At 56.4% G+C, this 19,874-nt stretch carries 19 protein-coding genes; 14 read left to right on the forward strand and 5 right to left on the reverse strand.

Going from position 1 to position 19,874, the window contains the following annotated elements; all coding sequences use genetic code 11:
- Positions 1-100 precede the first annotated feature (100 nt).
- The 12 genes from JYB84_RS16315 (at position 101) to JYB84_RS16370 (ending at position 10,528) form a co-directional block, all read left to right on the forward strand.
- Positions 101-1,135, forward strand: coding sequence for a formimidoylglutamase (locus tag JYB84_RS16315; protein WP_207321066.1), 1,035 nt, complete (start codon positions 101-103; stop codon positions 1,133-1,135).
- Positions 1,136-1,321: 186 nt separating this feature from the next.
- Positions 1,322-2,077 carry a bifunctional demethylmenaquinone methyltransferase/2-methoxy-6-polyprenyl-1,4-benzoquinol methylase UbiE gene (gene ubiE, locus JYB84_RS16320; protein WP_207321067.1) on the forward strand — a complete coding sequence of 252 codons (756 nt, stop codon included), beginning with the start codon at positions 1,322-1,324 and terminating at the stop codon, positions 2,075-2,077.
- A complete protein-coding gene (locus JYB84_RS16325; protein ID WP_228290819.1) occupies positions 2,077-2,694 on the forward strand; it encodes a ubiquinone biosynthesis accessory factor UbiJ in 618 nt (205 codons plus the stop codon). Before ubiE ends, JYB84_RS16325 begins: the two co-directional genes overlap by 1 nt.
- Entirely contained in the window at positions 2,691-4,340 is a 1,650-nt protein-coding gene (gene ubiB, locus JYB84_RS16330) for a ubiquinone biosynthesis regulatory protein kinase UbiB (protein WP_207321068.1), read from the forward strand. Before JYB84_RS16325 ends, ubiB begins: the two co-directional genes overlap by 4 nt.
- Before the next feature lie 62 nt (positions 4,341-4,402).
- On the forward strand, positions 4,403-4,627 hold the full coding sequence (gene tatA / locus JYB84_RS16335) for a Sec-independent protein translocase subunit TatA (protein WP_207321069.1): 225 nt from the start codon (positions 4,403-4,405) through the stop codon (positions 4,625-4,627).
- Positions 4,628-4,633: 6 nt separating this feature from the next.
- Positions 4,634-4,999 carry a Sec-independent protein translocase protein TatB gene (gene tatB, locus JYB84_RS16340; RefSeq protein WP_228289648.1) on the forward strand — a complete coding sequence of 122 codons (366 nt, stop codon included), beginning with the start codon at positions 4,634-4,636 and terminating at the stop codon, positions 4,997-4,999.
- Positions 5,000-5,002: 3 nt separating this feature from the next.
- Entirely contained in the window at positions 5,003-5,746 is a 744-nt protein-coding gene (tatC, locus tag JYB84_RS16345) for a twin-arginine translocase subunit TatC (RefSeq protein ID WP_207321070.1), read from the forward strand.
- A gap of 72 nt (positions 5,747-5,818) precedes the next feature.
- Complete coding sequence (locus JYB84_RS16350) at positions 5,819-6,301, forward strand: hypothetical protein (RefSeq protein WP_207321071.1); 483 nt, start codon at positions 5,819-5,821, stop codon at positions 6,299-6,301.
- A gap of 2 nt (positions 6,302-6,303) precedes the next feature.
- Entirely contained in the window at positions 6,304-7,107 is an 804-nt protein-coding gene (locus JYB84_RS16355) for a TatD family hydrolase (protein ID WP_207321072.1), read from the forward strand.
- Positions 7,100-8,971 (forward strand): sensor domain-containing diguanylate cyclase, encoded by a 1,872-nt coding sequence (locus tag JYB84_RS16360; protein ID WP_207321073.1) that lies wholly within the window; start codon positions 7,100-7,102, stop codon positions 8,969-8,971. Before JYB84_RS16355 ends, JYB84_RS16360 begins: the two co-directional genes overlap by 8 nt.
- A gap of 14 nt (positions 8,972-8,985) precedes the next feature.
- Complete coding sequence (gene hemB / locus JYB84_RS16365) at positions 8,986-9,996, forward strand: porphobilinogen synthase (protein WP_207321074.1); 1,011 nt, start codon at positions 8,986-8,988, stop codon at positions 9,994-9,996.
- Positions 9,997-10,129: 133 nt separating this feature from the next.
- Positions 10,130-10,528 (forward strand): TlpA family protein disulfide reductase, encoded by a 399-nt coding sequence (locus tag JYB84_RS16370; protein WP_207321075.1) that lies wholly within the window; start codon positions 10,130-10,132, stop codon positions 10,526-10,528.
- Positions 10,529-10,588: 60 nt separating this feature from the next.
- On the opposite strand, the gene JYB84_RS16375 is transcribed toward JYB84_RS16370, so the two are convergent.
- The 3 genes from JYB84_RS16375 to rhlB form a co-directional block, all read right to left on the reverse strand.
- Positions 10,589-13,597 carry a TonB-dependent receptor gene (locus tag JYB84_RS16375; protein ID WP_207321076.1) on the reverse strand — a complete coding sequence of 1,003 codons (3,009 nt, stop codon included), beginning with the start codon at positions 13,595-13,597 and terminating at the stop codon, positions 10,589-10,591.
- Between the two features lie 279 nt (positions 13,598-13,876).
- Positions 13,877-14,794 carry a Ppx/GppA phosphatase family protein gene (locus JYB84_RS16380; protein WP_207321077.1) on the reverse strand — a complete coding sequence of 306 codons (918 nt, stop codon included), beginning with the start codon at positions 14,792-14,794 and terminating at the stop codon, positions 13,877-13,879.
- A complete protein-coding gene (rhlB, locus tag JYB84_RS16385) occupies positions 14,794-16,110 on the reverse strand; it encodes an ATP-dependent RNA helicase RhlB (protein ID WP_207321078.1) in 1,317 nt (438 codons plus the stop codon). Before rhlB ends, JYB84_RS16380 begins: the two co-directional genes overlap by 1 nt.
- A 152-nt stretch (positions 16,111-16,262) precedes the next feature.
- Here rhlB and trxA point away from each other — a divergent pair, with 152 nt between their 5' ends.
- Both trxA and rho read left to right on the forward strand, forming a co-directional pair.
- Entirely contained in the window at positions 16,263-16,589 is a 327-nt protein-coding gene (trxA, locus tag JYB84_RS16390; RefSeq protein ID WP_207321079.1) for a thioredoxin TrxA, read from the forward strand.
- A gap of 220 nt (positions 16,590-16,809) precedes the next feature.
- Positions 16,810-18,075: a transcription termination factor Rho gene (rho, locus tag JYB84_RS16395; protein ID WP_207321080.1), complete on the forward strand. Its 1,266-nt coding sequence runs from the start codon at positions 16,810-16,812 to the stop codon at positions 18,073-18,075.
- Positions 18,076-18,137: 62 nt separating this feature from the next.
- On the opposite strand, the gene JYB84_RS16400 is transcribed toward rho, so the two are convergent.
- Positions 18,138-19,055, reverse strand: coding sequence for a LysR family transcriptional regulator (locus JYB84_RS16400; protein WP_207321081.1), 918 nt, complete (start codon positions 19,053-19,055; stop codon positions 18,138-18,140).
- Position 19,056: 1 nt separating this feature from the next.
- Entirely contained in the window at positions 19,057-19,857 is an 801-nt protein-coding gene (locus tag JYB84_RS16405) for an SDR family oxidoreductase (protein WP_207321082.1), read from the reverse strand.
- Positions 19,858-19,874 lie beyond the last annotated feature (17 nt).

Below are 19,874 nucleotides of genomic sequence, written 5' to 3' on the forward strand. Positions count from 1 at the left end.
CTCAACAATATAACGCCGGCCCCGCCGGCGTTTTTATTGCCTTTTGCACAGACATAATCACAATAATTGGCATATGGCCGAACTCGACAGACACAAGACTATGCGACATCTGATCACCTTCTCTCAGGACCTGCTCAAACAATTACTTGGAAAACGCCCCGGGGAATCCCGCCTGGGTGACAACCTTTTGCTGCCCCAGGGCGATACTCTTGAAGCGATTGTGGCCCAGGCCAAGGCCGACGGCGCCCGCTTCGCCATCCTGGGCATCGCCGAAGACCTGGGCCCCAGGGCCAATTTGGGCCGCGGCGGTTCCACCAATGCCCTGGAAGCTTGCCTCAAGTGGTTCGTCAATCTGCAGGCCAATCGCTTCTATGATGGCAAGGATTGCCTGCTGCTCGGCACCCTCGACTGCAGCGACCTGCACCAGGGCGAGCTGGACACAGAAACCCTGCGCAATCGGGTCGCTGAGGTGGACGACAGGGTTATAGCCCTGTGCACTGTGCTGATGGAAGCGGAAATCGAGCCCATAGTCATAGGCGGAGGTCATAACAATGCTTACGGCATGTTGATGGCAACCCGGGCCGCCTATGGTCGCCCTGTGGCCGCGGTCAATCTTGACCCCCACTCGGACTTCAGGCCCAGGGAAGGTCGCCACAGTGGTAACGGCTTCAGCTATGCCGCCGCCAGCGGCGCCCTGGACCACTACCATGTGCTGGGACTGCATGAACTCAAAAACAGCGAAGCCAACCTGGAACAATTGACCGCCTTCGGCGGCAGTTGGCACAGCCTGCAGGACATCTGGGTGCGCCGCGAAATCACCCTGGAAGAGGCCCTGCGCCAAATCGCCAAGGACTTGCGCGCCACAAGCTTGCCTGTGGCGCTGGAGCTGGATCTCGATGCCATCAGCAATATGCCGTCAAGCGCCTGCACCGCCGCCGGGGTGCCTTTACTGGATGCCTGTCACTACGTCAGCTATATCGCCGGCCACAGCCCCTGTGCTTATCTGCATCTGGCGGAAGCGGCCCCCGTGTGCCACGAGGCCGGCCTGGCTGCCGGAATGCGAGAGGTGGGCCAGAGCCTGACCGAGCTGATCTATGCCTACATCCAGGGGCGGCGCAGCTTCTGTCCCGTGTGACCGCTATTCAATAACGGCCTGTTTTGTGGTCTAATGCGCAATCATTCCGGACTGTGACAGTACCTCTGTCACAGGGTCAGCGGCCTGTCCGTGACAGGGATCACAACGCCGCCCCAGGAGTATTCAGCCTGGGCAGCCAATGGCGCAAACTTGCATTTAATTTGAAAGATTGACAGGAAACAGCAGATGTCTGAGGGCTCGGCAAACACTACCCATTTTGGTTTCAAGACGGTTGAAGCAGACAAGAAGGCCGATCTGGTCGCGGGCGTATTCCACTCTGTGGCCGCCAAGTACGACATAATGAACGACGTAATGTCCTTCGGTATCCACAGGTTGTGGAAGCGATTCACCATTGAAACCGCCGGTGCCCGCCCGGGCATGAAGGTGCTGGATCTGGCCGGTGGCACTGGCGATCTGACCGCCAAATTTTCCAAGCTGGTCGGCGACAAGGGCCAGGTGATCCTGGCCGATATCAATGATTCCATGCTCAAGGTCGGCCGCAGCAAGCTGCGGGATCTGGGGGTGGTTGGCAATGTGGATTATGTCCAGGCCAACGCCGAGGCCCTGCCCTTCCCCGACAATCATTTCGACATCATTACCATCGCCTTTGGCCTGCGTAACGTGACCGACAAGGACGCAGCGCTGCGCTCCATGCAAAGGGTGCTCAAGCCCGGCGGCAAACTGCTGGTACTGGAGTTTTCCAAGCCACAGCATGAACTGATGCGTCAGGTGTACGACATGTACAGCTTCAAGATCCTGCCCAAGATGGGTGACATCATCACCCAGGACGCCGGCAGCTATGAGTACCTGGCCGAGTCCATCCGCATGCACCCCGACCAGGAAACCCTCAAGGCCATGATGCAGGATGCCGGCTTCGAGCAGGTGGATTACATCAACATGACCGACGGCATAGTGGCGCTGCACCGGGGATACAAGTTCTGATGCTGCAAAGAGAGCTGGCGCTGCTGGCCTGCGGCGCGATTGAACTGGCCTTCAATGGCCTGCTCAAACAAAGCGGCGCCCAGCTGCGCAGCTACGGCCTCAATGGCAAGGTCATCGCCATTGAACTCAAAGAGTTACCTTTCCCCCTGTACCTGATTTTCGACCAGACTGTGCTGGTGCTGAGCCGTTATGAGGCCGAGCCCAGCGTCGCGGTCAAAGCCGATTTAGCCTGCCTGTACCAGCTGAGCCGGGGGGCAAATCTGAGTGCCCTTATCAAGCAGGACAAACTGGAGCTCGATGGCGATCTGCATGCCTTGCAGGGCTTGAGCCGCCTGATGACAGAGCAGCGTTTTGACTTCGGCGAACCCCTGTCGCGCTGGATTGGTGATGGTGCCACCCACAGACTGCAATCCGGTCTGGGCCAGCTGGGTCAACAATTGCGCCGCATCACGGGCAAGAGCCTGGACCATATGGCGCAACTGGCCACGGAAGAGTATCGCCTCGCCCCGCAACGAATTGAATTTATCGCCCAGTGCGATGCCATTGAAGATCTGGCCCGGGATACCGAGGCCCAGATCCAACGCCTGCAGCATTTGAGGGAACGTTTTTCATTATGACGCTCGCCAGTCTCCGCCGCGGATACCAGGTTGTCCGCACCCTGCTGCATTATGGTTTGGATGAACTCTTACCCCCCAAGCTGACACCTTGGTATTTCAAGGTGTTACGTCTGTGCCTCTTTTGGATCCGCAACCGTCACAAGGACAAATGCGGTGGCGAGCGTCTTAAGCTGGCGTTGCAGCAACTGGGCCCCGTATATATCAAGTTTGGCCAGATGCTGTCGACCCGGCGCGATCTGCTCAGTGACAACTGGGCCGAGCAGCTGACCATGCTGCAGGACAGGGTACCGCCCTTTGACTCGGCCCTGGCCCGTGCCGCCATCGAAAGCGAACTTGGCACCCCCATTGAAAGCCTGTTTGATGATTTCGACGATGTGCCCCTGGCCTCGGCGTCCATTGCCCAGGTGCATACCGCCAGACTCAAGTCCAACGGGGCCGAGGTGGTACTCAAGGTGCTCAGACCCGGGGTCGAGCAACAAATCGCCGCCGATCGGCAGCTCATGTTGCAGGTGGCTGCCCGTATAGAAGCCCTGCTCGGCCATGGCAATCGCCTGCGGCCGGTGGAAGTAGTGCAGGACTATGAGCACACCATACTCGGCGAGCTCAACCTCAAGCTGGAGGCCATGAATGCCGTCCGCTTGCGGAATAACTTCCTCAACTCCGACGCCCTGTACATTCCCCTGGTGTATGAAGAGCTGTGCCACCAGCGATTGATGGTGATGGAGCGCATCGACGGCATTCCGGTGGCGGATATCGCCGCCCTCAAGGCCCAGGGTACCAACTTCAAGCTGCTGGCCGAGCGGGGGGTGGAGCTGTTTTTCACCCAGGTTTTCCGTGACAACTTCTTCCACGCCGACATGCATCCGGGCAATATCTTTGTCAGTCGCGAACACCCGGACAATCCCTTTTACATCGGCCTGGACTGCGGCATCATGGGCAGCCTCAGCGAAGAGGACAAACGCTATCTGGCGGAAAACTTCCTCGCCTTTTTCAACCGCGACTATCACCGCATAGCCCAACTGTACGTCGAATCGGGTTGGGTGTCGGCGGATACCGACATACTGGCGTTCGAGCAGGCGGTAAAGCTGGTGTGCGAACCCATGTTCAACAAGCCGCTTAACGAGATTTCCTTTGGTCATGTGCTGCTGGAACTGTTCCGCACCGCGCGGCGCTTCGACATAGTGGTGCAACCTCAGCTGGTGCTGCTGGAGAAGACCCTGCTCTATATCGAGGGCCTGGGGCGGCAGCTGTACCCCGAGCTGGATTTGTGGCAAACCGCCAAGCCCTTCCTGGAAAAGTGGATGACCCAGCAGACGGGCCCCAAGGCAATGTTCAAAAAACTGCAATCCGCGGCGCCTTACTGGTCTGATAAACTCCCCGAGCTCCCCGAGTTGGTGTATGACAACCTGCGACTGGGCCGCAAGCTGCTGGGCAGCCAACAGCAAATGCTGGACCGCTACCTGAAACACCAGCAAAAAGCGCATAAAAGCAATTACCTGCTTATCACTTCTGCGGTTTTCTTGATCTGCGGCACAATATTGTTTGACCGAGAGGTTACACTGGTGCCCGCCCTGGGGTGTCTGGCAGCCGGTGCGTTGTTGTGGCTTATCGGATGGAGATCCAGGCCAAAGAATCGGAAATTTTAGCTAGCACTAAATAACCAGAAGTTCATAATAGAACTGACTAATTTGATTGAGAGGAATCCTTCATGGGTGGAATCAGTATCTGGCAATTGCTCATCATAGCCTTAATCGTCATCCTGTTGTTTGGCACCAAGAAATTGCGCTCATTGGGCGGCGATCTCGGCGGTGCGGTCAAGGGCTTCAAAAACGCCATGGCCGACGAAGACAAAAAGGCTCTGGAAGACAGCAGCGCCAAATCGACCCAGACCACTGAAAAGCAGTCTGAAACCGAGAAAAAAGAACAGGTGTAATCCCTTATGTTTGACGGTATCGGCTTTATGGAGCTGTTGCTCATCGCCATCATAGGTCTGGTGGTGTTGGGCCCGGAGCGCTTGCCTGTGGCTGTGCGCACTGTGACCGGCTGGATCAGGGCCATGAAACGCATGGCCAACTCGGTCAAAGATGAGCTGGAACAGGAACTGAAAATCGAGCAGTTGCATGCAGACCTCAAAAAGGCCGAAGCCCGGGGTCTGAACAACCTGTCTCCGGAATTGCAGGAGTCCATTGACCAGCTGAAACAGGCCGCCGAATCGGTTAACCGTCCCTATCAGGTGAAAACGCCGGAATCCCAAGCCGACAGCGTGGCCGCAGGGCAGGAAAAACCGCCCCACACCAACGGATAATTCATGTCGTCACACCAACAACCGCTGATCAGTCATCTGCTGGAGCTGCGCAATGTATTGCTGAAGTGCATCGCCAGCGTGATGCTGCTGTTCGTGGCCCTGGTCTACTGGGCCAATGATATTTACCACTACATGGCCATTCCGCTGATGCAATCCTTGCCCGAGTCCGGGACCATGATTGCCACCGACGTAGCGGCCCCGTTCTTTGCCCCGTTTAAATTGACCCTGGTATTGGGCTTTTTCCTGGCCGTACCTTATGTGCTGTATCAAATCTGGTCCTTTGTGGCTCCTGGACTGTACAAGCACGAAAAACGTCTGGTGGTCCCTTTGCTGGTCAGCAGTACCCTGCTGTTCTATATGGGCATTGCCTTCGCCTACTACGTGGTGTTTCCCGTGGTATTCGGCTTCTTCACCAGCGTGGCCCCCGAGGGCGTGCAGGTGGCGACCGACATCAGCAGCTATCTCGACTTTATCCTCAAGCTGTTTTTCGCCTTCGGCCTCGCCTTTGAAATCCCTGTCGCCGTGGTGCTGCTGTGTTGGGCTGGAGTAACCTCGCCGGAAGACCTCAGGGCCAAGCGTCCCTATATAGTAGTTGCAGCCTTTGTTATCGGTATGCTGTTGACTCCTCCGGATGTGATCTCCCAAACCATGCTGGCGGTTCCCATGCTGTTACTGTTTGAGGGCGGATTGCTTGCCGCCAGGTTTTACAGTAAAAAGGACGACCAGGAGCCCGAAGACGAGGCTTAATTCATCGGCCACCTAAGCCGTGGCCTGTGCATACACTCTGGTCAATCCGTATATAACAACAAGGAACTACAGATGCGCCCCATTTGGATATTTGCCGCAGCCGCTTTCAGTATGCAAGCCCATGCCGGTTTGGAGCAGCAATTGGGCCAATGCGCCACCATCCAGGACAAACTCGAGCGCCTTATCTGCTACGACAAGCTGGCGGCTGACGTTGGCAAGGGCACGGTAACAGCCGAGACGACCAAGACCATCCCAGCGGCCACCGCAACTATTCCCGCACAAGTTGCAATCAGTCCAGAAGCCAGTTTCGGTGCACGTAAGAAGGCAAAAGATGAGGTTGAAAAAATCTACCTGGAAGTGGCTGTCATAGACAAAGACAAACTGGGCTCATTAAAAATTGAATTTACCAATGGCCAGGTTTGGAAACAGATAGAAGATAAAAAGTTCCGCCTGTCCGTCGGCGAGAAAGTGTTTATAGAGAAGGCCGCCTTGGGCTCATTTCTTTTGGGAAGTGATGATCGCAATGCCACCATCAGGGTCAAACGCCTGAAGTAAACATGAGCTTATATCTGGATGTGGCCGTCAATCTCCTGGGCAGCAGCCTGGAACCAGACTTGGTCTCTGTGATAACAGAGGCCGAAGCCGAAGGTGTATCCCCGCTATTGGTGATTGGCAGCACACTCGATGAAAGCGAAGCCGCTATCCAGACCTGCGCCTTATACCCTGGCAAACTCTATTGTACCGCCGGGGTCCATCCCCACCACGCCAATCAATGGAATATCCAGTCCGAAAATAGGCTGCGACAGCTAACCCAAGCCCCCCAGGTGGTCGCCGTTGGCGAAGCCGGGCTCGATTACAATCGGGATTTTTCGCCCAGAGCCGACCAACGCCGGGCATTCGAGGCCCAGCTGGCTCTGGCAGCAGAACTGGGTAAACCTGTTTTGCTGCACCAGCGCGACGCCCATTCGGACTTTATTGCCATTCTCAGCCAATATCGCAGTGCCTTGCCCGGCGCCCTGTTGCATTGCTTCACCGGCAACCGCGCTGAGTTGCAGGACTGCCTGGCGCTGGATTTACACCTGGGGATCACCGGCTGGATCTGTGATGAACGCCGGGGCCAGGAACTGGCGGAACTGGTCAAAGACATACCGGCAAACCGCCTGTTGCTGGAAACTGATAGCCCTTACCTGCTGCCGCGCTCCATGCGTCCCAAACCTAAATCCGGCAAGAACCTGCCCAAATACCTGCCCTATATTGCGGCCGAAGTTGCCAGGTTGCGCGGCGAATCCGAAACCGAACTGGCCGCAAATTGTTACCGCAACAGCCTCGCCTTCTTTAATTTGGAGGCCGGCCATGCTTAGGTCTGTGTTGTGGTTGGTGCTCCTGTTGTCATGGCAGGTCCATGGGCAATTGCTGCAGGTTAACAATGCTGTGACCGAAATGGCACTCACGCCCTTTTTGCAGGTATACCAGGCACAAAAGTCGCAGTCATGGGAACAATTACCGCCGCAGGACAGCGCTTTGTGGCGCCCTCTGGAAAGGGAAACTCTGGCCCTGGGGGTACACAATCTCTGGTTGAGCTTCAGCCTCTCCAGCGATCAGGGTGTCATAAACCGAATGCTGGAAATGGACAATCCTCTGCTGGATGAAGTCAGTCTCTATCATTTGGTCGATGGCGATCTTGTCCGGGTCATGCACATGGGTGACAAGCTGGATTTCGCCTCCCGCCCCATGCGCAGCACCAGTTTCCTTTATCCTTTCGAATTGGCCCCGGGCGAGGTCCACAGTTTTTATTTGAAGATTGACTCCGAGGGCAGTGGCTACCTGCCCGTCACCCTCTGGGCTCCGGAGCGCTACAACCAGGTAAGTGAATCGACCACCCTGTTCCAGGGTATCCAGTTGGGTATTTTGTTGGCACTGGGCCTGTTCAGCCTGTTTATCGCCCTCGCCTCCGGCTCCTTCAGTTACAGCTACTATGCCGGTTACGTGCTGTCCATGACCTTATTGGTAGCCACAGTGCAAGGTTTGGCATTTCGCTTCCTGTGGCCGAATACCCCCGAAGTCCAGCAATGGATCATTCCCTTACTGCTGCCAATTGTGATGGCTTTTGCGCTGATGTTTGCCGAGAAAATGCTGCAGCTTAAGCACAACAATATCCGCATGCTCAGGGCCTGCCGCATGGGCGCCGCATTCAGCGTACTGATGGCGCTGCTGTCTCCCCTGGTCAGCTATGGTGTGGCTATTTTCAGCGAGATCATTGCCTTGCTCGGGATCAGCACCATGCTGCTGCTGTTTGCCCTGATTCAGGCATTTAAGGGACAAAAGCTTGCCCGGCTTTATTCTCTGGGGTGGATAGTGCTGCTCAGCAGCGCCATCGCCAGCAGCCTGATTTATCTGGGCATGGTAGATACCCTGATTCCGCCGCAAACGCCGGCCATGCTGGGGCTGACCTTCGAGATAGTCTATATGGCGGCGGTGTTGGCTATCCGCTACAGCGATGAGCGCCGGGCCAAACAACGAATTCAACAGCAGGCGCTGGAACAGGCTCAGCGCATCCGACTGGCCAGGGAAGAATCCCTTAGACAGGAAGCCGAATCCAACGAACGCCTGGAGCAAATGGTGCAGGAGCGCACCCTGGAGCTGGAAATCACCTTAAGGGAACTCAATGAGGTGAACCAGAAGCTGACCGAACAAACCACCATTGACAGCCTGACCGGGGTCAAGAACCGGGCCTCCTTTGACAAACGCCTGACCGCCGAGGGGCGCATCAGCCGCCGGCAACACACACCGCTGGCGCTGTTGATGCTGGACATAGATCATTTCAAACGCATCAACGACCGTTATGGCCACCTGGCCGGCGATCATACCCTCAAGGTCATTGCCGCCAACCTGCTGCAACACCTAAAGCGTCCGACCGATATGGTGGCCCGCTATGGCGGCGAGGAATTTGCCGTGATTCTGCCGGCAACGGACGAGGAAGGCGCACTGGCGGTAGCCGAGGCCATACGGGAAAATATCAGCCAATTACAACTGAGCTGGAACCAGGACAGCATAGCCCTGAGTGTCAGCATAGGTGTCAGTACCGCCATTATCGACAGCGACAGCCACCCGCTGCTGTTGCTTGAGCAGGCCGACAAGGCCCTGTACAGAGCCAAAAACCTGGGCCGCAACCGTGTCTGTCGCTACGAGGAACAGACGCTGCAAGCGGTATCCTCCGCCCCCTAAGACAGGAGTCGAATGTGAACATTATTACCAGTGCTTTCCCACAACGCAGAATGCGCCGCATGCGCAAACACGAGTTCAGCCGTCGCCTGATGGCCGAAAATACCCTGACGGTCAACGACCTGATCTATCCGATGTTTGTTTTGGAAGGCAACCACCGAAGCGAGCAGGTGGCGTCCATGCCGGGCATTGAGCGCTACTCCATAGACCTGCTGCTCAAAGAAGCCGAGCAGTTGGTTGAGCTGGGCATTCCGCTGATTGCCCTGTTCCCCGTGACTCCGCTGGAAAAGAAATCCTTGCTGGCGGAAGAAGCCTACAACCCGGATGCCCTGGCTCAGCGCGCCGTGCGGGCACTTAAAAGTGAGTTTCCCCAGCTGGGGGTGATGACAGACGTGGCTCTCGATCCCTTCACCACACATGGTCAGGACGGCATCATAGATGACACGGGCTACATACTCAATGACATCACCACAGAGATCCTGGTGAAGCAGGCCCTGTCACACGCCGAAGCCGGTGCCGATATAGTGGCGCCCTCCGACATGATGGATGGTCGTATCGGCGCCATACGACAGGCCCTGGAAGCCGCCGGCCATGTGAACACCCAAATAATGGCCTACTCGGCCAAGTACTCTTCCAGCTACTATGGTCCATTCCGCGATGCGGTCGGTTCCGCCGGTAACCTCAAGGGCGGCAACAAACACAGCTATCAGATGGATCCGGCCAACAGCGACGAGGCACTGCACGAAGTGGCGCTGGACATCCAGGAAGGAGCCGACATGGTGATGGTCAAGCCCGGCATGCCGTATCTCGACATAGTCCACAGAGTCAAGACCGAGCTGGCGGTGCCCACCTTTGCTTATCAGGTCAGCGGCGAATACGCCATGCACATGGCCGCCATTCAGAACGGTTGGCTGGCGGAAAAGGCGATAGTGATGGAGTCATTGCTGTGCTTCAAGCGCGCCGGTGCCGACGGCATCCTCACCTACTTCGCCAAGCGTGCCGCCCAGTGGCTCAAGGATGCCAAATAAGAGCAAGCGCTTCAGCCAAGAGAAAGCCACCTCGGGTGGCTTTTTTAATGGCACCACTTCGCACGGCATCCCGATTGGGGCACAATGCCGGACAAAGGGCCGCCATGGCCGCGATGACATTGGAGGAACCAAGATGTTAACAGGTCAACTGGACTCGGCCACTTTGCTGGCACAGGAAGACTATCAGGCCAGCTATCAGGACTATGAGCCCGATGCCGCCGGGCTGGCACCTTTGCAACAGGTGACCGAGCCCACCGAGCTGCTGGTGATTCAGGGCACTTGGTGTCCCGATTGCGTTCGTGAAGTGCCGCGCCTTATTCGTATTGCCGAGCAACTCAATGGCACAGTGTTCAAGCTGAGCCACATAGGCGTCGACAGGGACAAAACCGATCCCGCGGGCTTGGCCGGTCGCTACGATTTCAATCGCATTCCGACTATCCTGGTACTGCGCCAGGGCGTGGAACTGGGCCGGATAGTGGAACGGCCACAAACGTCACTGGAGCAGGACCTGGTTGACATTCTCGGCCTTTGACTGAAGGTTGATCCCCATAAAAAAGGCCGGCAATTGCCGGCCTTTGATTTTTCCCTTGCCCTAGAACTCGTAGCGGGCAATCAGCGACAGGTAGCGGGCCTCCTGACGTCCGGTCACCATGCCATAGTCAGGGTTCAGCTCCAGGCCGTTTGGTGTTGGGTTATCTTCTCCGGCATAGCGGCTGCGCTCCTCATTGATGTCGGTGGCCGCATCGCTGTTGAGCAGGTTGTAAACCGTCCCCTTGAGGGTCAGATCGCCACCAAACAGCTCGGTCCTGTAGCTCAGCGACAGATCCACACTGGTCACCCAAGGCAGGGTGCCAACACTGCCACGAGGGACCGGGTTACTATTTTCATCATAGTGTGATGCCTGATCGTAGTATTGGCTGATACAGTCTTCCCACGGGCTGCCGGGAGCACAGCTGTCAACGCCTTCCGGGTGCTGGGAGAAGTAGTTCTGGGGTCTGCCAGAGGTCGCCCTTGCCACCAGTCCCAGGGTCAAGGCATCGGTCAACTGATAGGCACCGCTGACCTTGAAGGCATGACGGTGATCGTTCGGCAGGTTGCCATAGCCGTGATCCATCAGATCCGCATAGTCATAGGAGGTGGTCCAGCCCGGATCCGCCTGATCATTGTCCGTCTTCACCAGGCCCTCAGTGTTGCCATAGCTGTGGGACCAGGTATAGGAGCTGTTGATGGTCAAATCTTCGTTGACCCGGCCATCCAGGGTGAACTCCATAGCCAGGTAACGGCGCGAGGCCTTGGGCAGCTGCAACTCATCCTGACTCAAGGTGACATTGTCTACCTGACCATCACCGTCGAAATCATAGGACAGGGCAATAGCCTCACCCGGGTTGTTGAGCACATAGTAGGAGCCCTGCCCCACGTTGTCTTCGATACCCAGCTCCGCCAGTTTTTTCGCCAGCACAGGGCCCACATCCGTGTCCTCCAGACTGCGGCCCAGATCGCGGTAGATAAAACGCACACCGCCGGTCATGCTGTCGAACAGCTCCTGCTGATAGCCCAGGGTAAACTCATCGCTGTACATGGGCTTAAGGTTGGACGAGGCGATCAATCCCGGCTCGGTAATGCCGCGCTGGCGCCAATAGCGCTCCCTCAGCATGGCGCCGCGGCTGGGTGAACCATCGGCCAGCAGCACCGGCTGTCCATCGGCGTCGAGCTGATCGAGCTCGAAGTACTCAAACCACTCGATGGAAGAAGAGCCCTGGGTAATGTTCATATTGGCCGACACGGGCTGGAAATAGCGGCCATAGCTGGCAAACAGTTTGGCACTGCCATCTCCGTGCAGATCGTAAACCGCCTGAACTCGGGGAGCTATCTGATTATCGATGGACACATAGGCACGACCATCGGAAACGGTATTTTCAAAGCCGCTGTAGCGCAGCCCCAAATTCAGCACCAATTGGTCTGTAACCTGCCAGGAATCGCTGGCATAGAAAGCCAGCGAGCTGACCTCGGAATCCGTGTAGCGGGTCCGGACCCGGCGCTCGATGTAATCCTCACCGTTGGCCGCTCCGGAAACACTGTTGGCTCCTGCGGTTTTCACCGACCACCAGCCCTGAGCATCGCCGATACCATTTTGCGCCGAGGTATAGTCCACCAACACCTTGGTGTAATCAATGCCGAACTGCAACGAGTGCTCTTCCAGATCCCAGTTGAAGTCTATCCGGGCCTGATCCCGGGTAAATTCCTGCTCCGAGATTGAATGATCCGAGTGCTGACTCAGGTATTCGCCATTGCGATTGTCATACACAGATGGATTGGCCGAAGCCACCACATTGTCTATGTTCTCCTGGGTGCGACCGACCACGGCCGATACCGAAAAGTTATCGCTGAAGTAGCCGTTATAGTTGATGCTGTAGACCTTGCCGCCATCCCGGCCAGGCGCCTTGGCGCCTATGGGCGCGCCAACGCTATTGCTCTCAAAATCATAGGCAAGTGTTTGTTTGTCATAGGTGCGTTTGTTATTGAGCGCCGACAGGCCGATGGAGTGATCCTGGGAAATATACCAATCCAACTTGGCAAACCAGCGGTCTTCCTGCCTGTCCCTGTGACCCGCTGTCGTCTGACCGGCCCAGTCGCTGTCATCACGGCGGGGATTGAACAGGCCGTAATAAAACAGTTTGTCCTCAACAATGGCGCCACTGGCCCACAGCTGCAGTTCACGGAAATCGTAACTGTCCTGACGGGTATTGGTGCTGACTATGCCGTCACTGTTGAAAATCGAGTCATGATTGGCCCGCATACTGTCGGGATCCCAGCGCACCTGGGTACCGAATTTGAACTCATTCTCACCGGATTTGGATACCGCATTGACTATGCCCCCCATGGCACCACCAAACTCGGGACTGACGGCACCTGTCATCACCTGGGTCTGGGAAATCGCTTCCCATGGCAAGGCGATTGAGCCCAAACCGGTCCTGATGCTGGTCACATTCATACCGTTGAAATAATAGCCATTTTCAGCAGATGAGGCCCCGCCGAAACTGGACGCCCCCTTAAAAGATGAGCCACCCGGTGCCGCAGTACCCGGTGCCAGCAGGGCAATGCTTTCAAAGCCCGAGTTAACCGGCATGGTTTGCAAATCTTCCTGGCTGAATGACACGCCAGAGGTAGAAGAGGCCATGTCCACCCGGCGGATGACGCTGCCGGTCACTGCGATGCGCTCCATATTGGCACCTGATGCCAGCAGTTGGCCATCCAGGATTAATGCCTGGCCTATGACCACCTGCACGGATGCTTCATGGGACGCTTCAAAGCCATCCTTGCTGATCTCAATGTCATACTCACCCACGGGCACGTTACGCAGCAGATACTCGCCCTTGTCATTGGTGCTTATCTTGTAAACCAAGCCCTTGGTTTTGTGCCTGAGTGTAATGGTGGCATCGGCAATGGCGGCACCATTGCCACTGACCACCTGGCCCTTGACGATACTGGAGCCATCAACCGCCATGGCCTGGGGGACCGCCAACAACAGTGCCGAGCTGACGGCAATCGCCGCCAGTGATTTGCGAGCCCCGATTAAGGCTCTATTGCTTGTTTCCAACATGGTTAAGATTCCTCATCCCTTTCCTGAGTGTCGCTTTCGGCCTGTTGTGATACGGGTACTTTTTGACCGAAAGTCGCAGAACCTTAACAGCTATTACATATTGTATACATTATTTATTATGCACGAATTATTTGGTTTGATGGGAATCAAAACAAAATTCTCCGTAAGATCAGCGCGTTAGAAGCAAGATGAAATTTATTTATGATGGCTGCCGCCGCACAAGCAGGAGCAGGCTTGTGGACATAGGGAAGCGTTCAGGAGGAATACGACCGACAGCTGCTAGTGCGCAACGGCCTGGCGTGACAGTTCCAGCAGCACACCTTCACGCAGGGCGCCACCGGAAAGGGATAATTGCTCTATACCGAGCAGGCGGAACAGGGCCACCAATATGGCGACACCGGCGGCAAAGGTGGGCGCGCGCTCGGGACAGAGGCCATTGATACCACTGAGGCCGGCATCGGGTGCAGCAAGAATTTCCTGCTGCAGCGCCAGCAGCACAGGCAAGGTGATCAGGGCTGATTCCTGCCTGTGTTCCAACAACTCGACCACGGACTGGACTGTACCCGAGGCACCCACGGCACAATGCCAACCCAAGCGCCTGAGGGTCGCACCATCCTCACCGAGTGCGGCTTCGACAGCCCTGTGGGCATCGTCAAAATCCAGCTGCTGTAACGGCAAAGAAGAGAAATACGCTTGTTGATAGGTCACGCAGCCTATGGGAAGGCTGGTTTTGAACAGCAGCTTGTCGCCATCACCGACGATAAACTCGGTACTGGCACCACCAATATCGATCACCAGTCGTCGCCCCTGGCCCGACGTGGTGGCAACCATGCCACGGTAGATAAGTTCTGCCTCGCGCATGCCACAGATAACGTCTATGGGATGTCCGAGTATGGGCAAGGCCCGGGCCTTGAAGATCTCGGCATTGGCAATGGTGCGCAAGGTGGCAGTAGCCACCACGGCAACCCGGTCGCCGGCAATGGCGTGGTCTTTCAGCATTTGGGCAAACATGGCCAAACAGTCGAGTCCGCGAGCCATCACCTCTTCGCTGAGCATACCATCACAGCCAATGCCCTCGGCCAACCGCACCTTACGCTTGTATTTCGCCAATACCCTGGGCTGACCGGCTACTGTGGTAGCAACCAGCATGTTAAAGCTGTTGGAGCCCAGGGTAATGGCGGCGTAAAGATCTTGCATCAAGAGTGTCTGCGGGTCCTGTCATGCCTTGGCGGACGGCTGCCGCCGCTGCGATGGGCTCCCGATGGACGGCCGCCGCGGTCGCGTCCACCACGGGCACCCACAGGGTGCTTGCGATGGATATGTGCCGGAGGTGGCAAGTCTTCAATCAGGGCACTGCGATCATAGGAGCTGACCGGAATGGAGTGCTGGATATAGGTTTCGATATCCGGCAGGTTCAGGGCGTATTCCTCACAGGCAAAGCTGACGGAAACCCCTTTCTGACCCGCACGACCGGTACGGCCAATGCGATGCACATAGTCTTCGCAATCGTCAGGCAGATCGTAGTTGTATACGTGGGACACATCGGAAATGTGCAAGCCACGGGCGGCCACATCGGTCGCCACCAGGATATCCAACTCGCCCTTGGTGAACTGTTCCAGAATGCGGATCCGCTTCTTCTGCGGCACGTCACCGGTCAACAAGCCAACCCTGTGACCATCGCCTTCCAAACTGGCCCAGAGTTTTTCACACTGGTGCTTGGTGTTGGCAAAGACTATGGCTTTTTCCGGCCAGTCTTCTTCAATCAGGGAGTGCAGCAGCTTGAGCTTGTCTTCCATCGAGGGATAGAAGATCTCTTCCTTGATGTTGCGGGAGGTCTTTTCCTCGGGCGCAATTTCCACCTTGACTGGATCGTTCATGTGGTCGTAAGCCAGTTCCTGCACCTTCATCGACAGGGTGGCTGAGAACAGCATATTCAGACGTTGATTGGCCTCGGGCATGCGGCGGAACAGGAAGCGGATATCCTTGATAAAGCCGAGATCGAACATGCGATCGGCCTCATCCAGTACCACGGCCTGAATGGCGCCCAGATTAATTACACCCTGACGGACATAATCTATGATGCGGCCAGTGGTGCCGATCAGTATATCCACGCCCTTGTCCAGCACCTTGCGCTGGGTTTCATAGCCTTCGCCGCCGTAGACAATGGCCACCTTGAGGCCGGTGTGCTTGGACAGCAATTGGGCGTCCTTGGCAATTTGGATGGCCAGTTCACGGGTCGGCGCCATGACGATGGCGCGGGGCTGATTCAGCTGACGGTTTTCAGGAACTGGGGAATTCAGCAGATGGTTAAAGGTGGCCACCAAAAAGGCCAAGGTCTTGCCTGTGCCAGTTTGCGCCTGGCCGGCGATGTCTTTTTGCGCCAACAATACAGGCAAAGATAAGGCCTGGATCGGGGTGCAGTATTCGAAGCCGTTTTCGATAAGTGCCTGTTTTACTTCTTCACGCAGGGGAAGGTCGGCAAATTTCTGTTGGGATAAATGTGTTTCGCTCATAGCGCCAGCATACCATTCAGGGTTGCAATAAGATACTCGATCGTTTGAAATAGCGACAACCAAAAAGCGGTCACTTGAATTGCCGTAAAACAGCCCCAATATACACGCTAAGCCATTAACAAACCAGCAATGGCAACCTACCGGAGAACATCATGAGCGATAAAATTGTAACCCTGAGCGACGACAGCTTCGAAAATGACGTACTGAAGTCCAGCCAACCTGTTCTGGTTGATTTCTGGGCCGAGTGGTGCGGTCCCTGCAAAATGATCGCTCCAATCCTGGACGACATTGCCACCGAATACGAAGGCAAGCTCACAGTGGCCAAGCTGAACGTGGATCAGAACAATGCCTCTCCAGCCAAATACGGCGTGCGTGGCATTCCAACTCTGCTGATGTTCAAGGGCGGCGAGCTGGTGGCCACCAAGGTGGGCGCCCTGTCAAAAACTCAACTGAAAGAGTTTATCGACGCGCAAATCTAAGCCGTCCTTCCGCCATTGCGTGACACCCGGCACAAGCCAGCCATTTAAATGTGCCGGGTATCCGCAAAAATCTGGACGCCCCGCCGCTATAGTGCTACTTTAATAACCAGATTCTTTCTAATTAACCCACTTCTCGCTGTTCAATCTCATCAAGACTTCCTTTAATCATTGCGGATTGAGCGCGGGGTAAGCTTTCTCGCGTAAAAAAGACCCATCAAAAATGAATTTAACTGAACTGAAAAACATGTCTATTTCCGACCTGGTTGCCCTGGCGGATAACATGAAACTGGAAAATATGGCCCGTGCGCGCAAGCAGGACATTATTTTCTCTATCCTCAAGGCCCACGCCAAAAGCGGTGAAGACATATTTGGTGGCGGGGTGTTGGAAATACTTCAGGACGGTTTCGGTTTCCTGCGCAGTGCCGACGGTTCATACCTTGCGGGTCCAGATGATATTTATGTGTCCCCCAGTCAAATCCGCCGCTTCAATATGCGAACGGGTGACACCATTACCGGTAAAATTCGTCCCCCGAAAGAAGGTGAACGTTATTTTGCCCTGCTGAAAGTTAACGAAGTTAACTTTGACAAGCCCGAAAATTCCCGCAACAAGATCCTGTTTGAAAACCTGACTCCCCTGCATGCCGAAGAACGCATTCGCATGGAGCGCGGTAATGGTTCTACCGAAGATATCACAGCCCGTATCCTCGATCTGTGCTCTCCCATTGGTAAGGGCCAGCGTGGTCTGATCGTGGCACCGCCAAAAGCCGGTAAGACCTTGTTGCTGCAAAACATTGCCCAATCCATTACCTACAACAACCCCGAAGTGGTGTTGATGGTGTTGCTGATTGACGAACGTCCTGAAGAAGTGACCGAGATGCAACGCCTGGTTCAGGGCGAAGTGATTGCCTCTACCTTCGACGAACCGGCCAGCCGTCACGTGCAGGTTGCCGAAATGGTGATCGAAAAGGCCAAGCGCCTGGTAGAGCACAAGAAAGACGTAGTGATCCTGCTGGACTCCATCACCCGTCTGGCCCGCGCCTACAACACTGTTATCCCGTCATCAGGCAAGGTGCTGACGGGTGGTGTGGACGCCAACGCCCTGCACCGTCCCAAGCGCTTCTTTGGTGCTGCCCGTAACATTGAAAATGGCGGTTCCCTGACCATTATCGCCACCGCCCTGGTAGACACAGGCTCCAAGATGGACGAAGTGATCTATGAAGAATTCAAGGGTACAGGTAACCAGGAACTGCATCTGTCGCGCAAGGCCGCCGAAAAGCGGGTATTCCCGGCAATCGACTTCAACCGTTCAGGCACCCGCCGCGAAGAGAAGCTGACCACCCAGGACGAACTGCAGAAGATGTGGATCCTGCGCAAGATCCTCAACCCCATGGACGAAGTTGCCGCCATGGAGTTCCTGATAGACAAGTTGGCCATGACCAAGACCAACGAAGAGTTCTTCACCGCCATGAAGCGCGCCAAGTCCTGATAGCAGGGCAATGCGTTTCACAAAAAAGCCGCTCTCTGAGCGGTTTTTTTATTGCCCGGATTTTACTTGCCGGGCATGGTCTCCAGGCGGGCCAGCTGCTCGGTAATCCGCTCCCGCAAAAAATCCCGCAGCAGTAATATGGCCGGACTCAGATGCTGGCGACCGGGACACAGCATGTACAGTTCCAGCGGCTCCCCGTCAAAGTCGGGCAGCAGCGGCAGTAAGCGCCCGGCTATCATGTCTTCGGCAAGATCCAGCCTGGACTTGTATACCAGGCCGTGACCGGCCACGGCCCAGCGGCGGGCCAAATCGGCATCATTGCTGCTGCGACGTCCGCTCACCCGCACTTTATGCTCCTGCCCATCCCGCCAAAAATGCCACAGGTCATGGGTGCGCTCGCCGCGCTTGTACAGCAAGCACTCATGCAGACTCAGCTCCCCGGGCGTCTGCGGCCAGCCGTGGCGAGCCAGGTAGTCGGCCGAGGCGCACAGCTGCCGGCGCAAACTGCACAACTTGAAGGCCACCTCACTGGAGTCCTGGGGTTTACCGTAGCGCAGCGCCACATCCAGCTGATCGCGATAAAAGCTGCTCAGCTGATCCCCAAGCTGCAGGCGCACCTCCAGTTTGGGGTGGCGCGCCAGAAATGTATCCAGCCAGGGCAAAAACAGATTGCGGCCAAAATCCGACGACACCGCGATGGCCAGGGTGCCGGCCACCTCGCCCTTTTCCTCCTGCAATGCCCGCTCCGCCTGGCATAACTGCTCCAGGGCGTTGCGACAATGGATCAGATAGCGCTCACCGGCGGCGGTGAGCCGCAAATTGCGGGTGCTGCGCACAAACAACAAGGTGTCGAGTTGCTTTTCAAGTCGCTTGATAGCCGCACTGGCGGCTGCGGCGCTGAGTTCCAGTTCGGCCGCCGCAGCTGTGATGCTGCCGCAATCGGCCACCCGTACAAACAGCTGTAGATCCTCCAGCAGCATCTCAATGCCCCCGGGAGATGGCCTTAAGGGCCAGCCTGTCGATGAGCCCCGGTGCCAGCAGCTTGAGCCAACGGCCCAAGCGGCCACGCCAGGAGGTGATCAGCAGCCGCTGCCGGTTTGCTATGGCCGGCAACATCATTTCCGCACAGGCCTCGGCACTGATGATGCGCGACTCCTGCATCGGCGTTTCCCCCAGGGGTTGCCCCTGGGCATCCAGGGCACGCTTGTGGATCTGCGACACCACGAAGTCGGGACAAATCTGGGTGACAGCCACTCCCTCATCCATCAATTCAATGCGCAGCGAATCGAAAAAGCCCATCAGCGCATGTTTGGAGGCAGCATAGCCACTGCGGGTTGGCACCCCGGTAAGACCGGCCACCGAGGCCACGGCCACCAGCTGGCCACGACTGGCCTTAAGGTGGGGTAAGGCGGCCTTGGTCAGGTACACGGGACCAAAATAATTGACCCGCATCACCCGCTCCAGCACGCTCAAATCTTGCAGCTCATCGAAGCGGGTCCACATGGTCATGCCGGCATTGTGGATCACTATATCCAGGGCGCCGAAGCGAGTCAGACAGACATCCACCAGCTCTTCGCATTCCAATGGCAGGGACAGATCAGCGGCATGGATCTTGGCTCCACAATCCTTTGGCAGTTCCAGTAACAGGGATTGCAATCTGTCCTGGTTACGGGCCGTGAGCAGCAACCTGGCCCCTTCCCGGGCCAAGACCTTGGCCAGCGCCCGGCCTATCCCTTCGGAAGCGCCGGTAAGCAGTATCACTTTCCCCTTGATGTCACCCATGTCATGCCTCAGTTCAA

It is taken from the genome of Shewanella cyperi, assembly GCF_017354985.1.
Taxonomy (GTDB): Bacteria; Pseudomonadota; Gammaproteobacteria; order Enterobacterales; family Shewanellaceae; genus Shewanella; species Shewanella cyperi.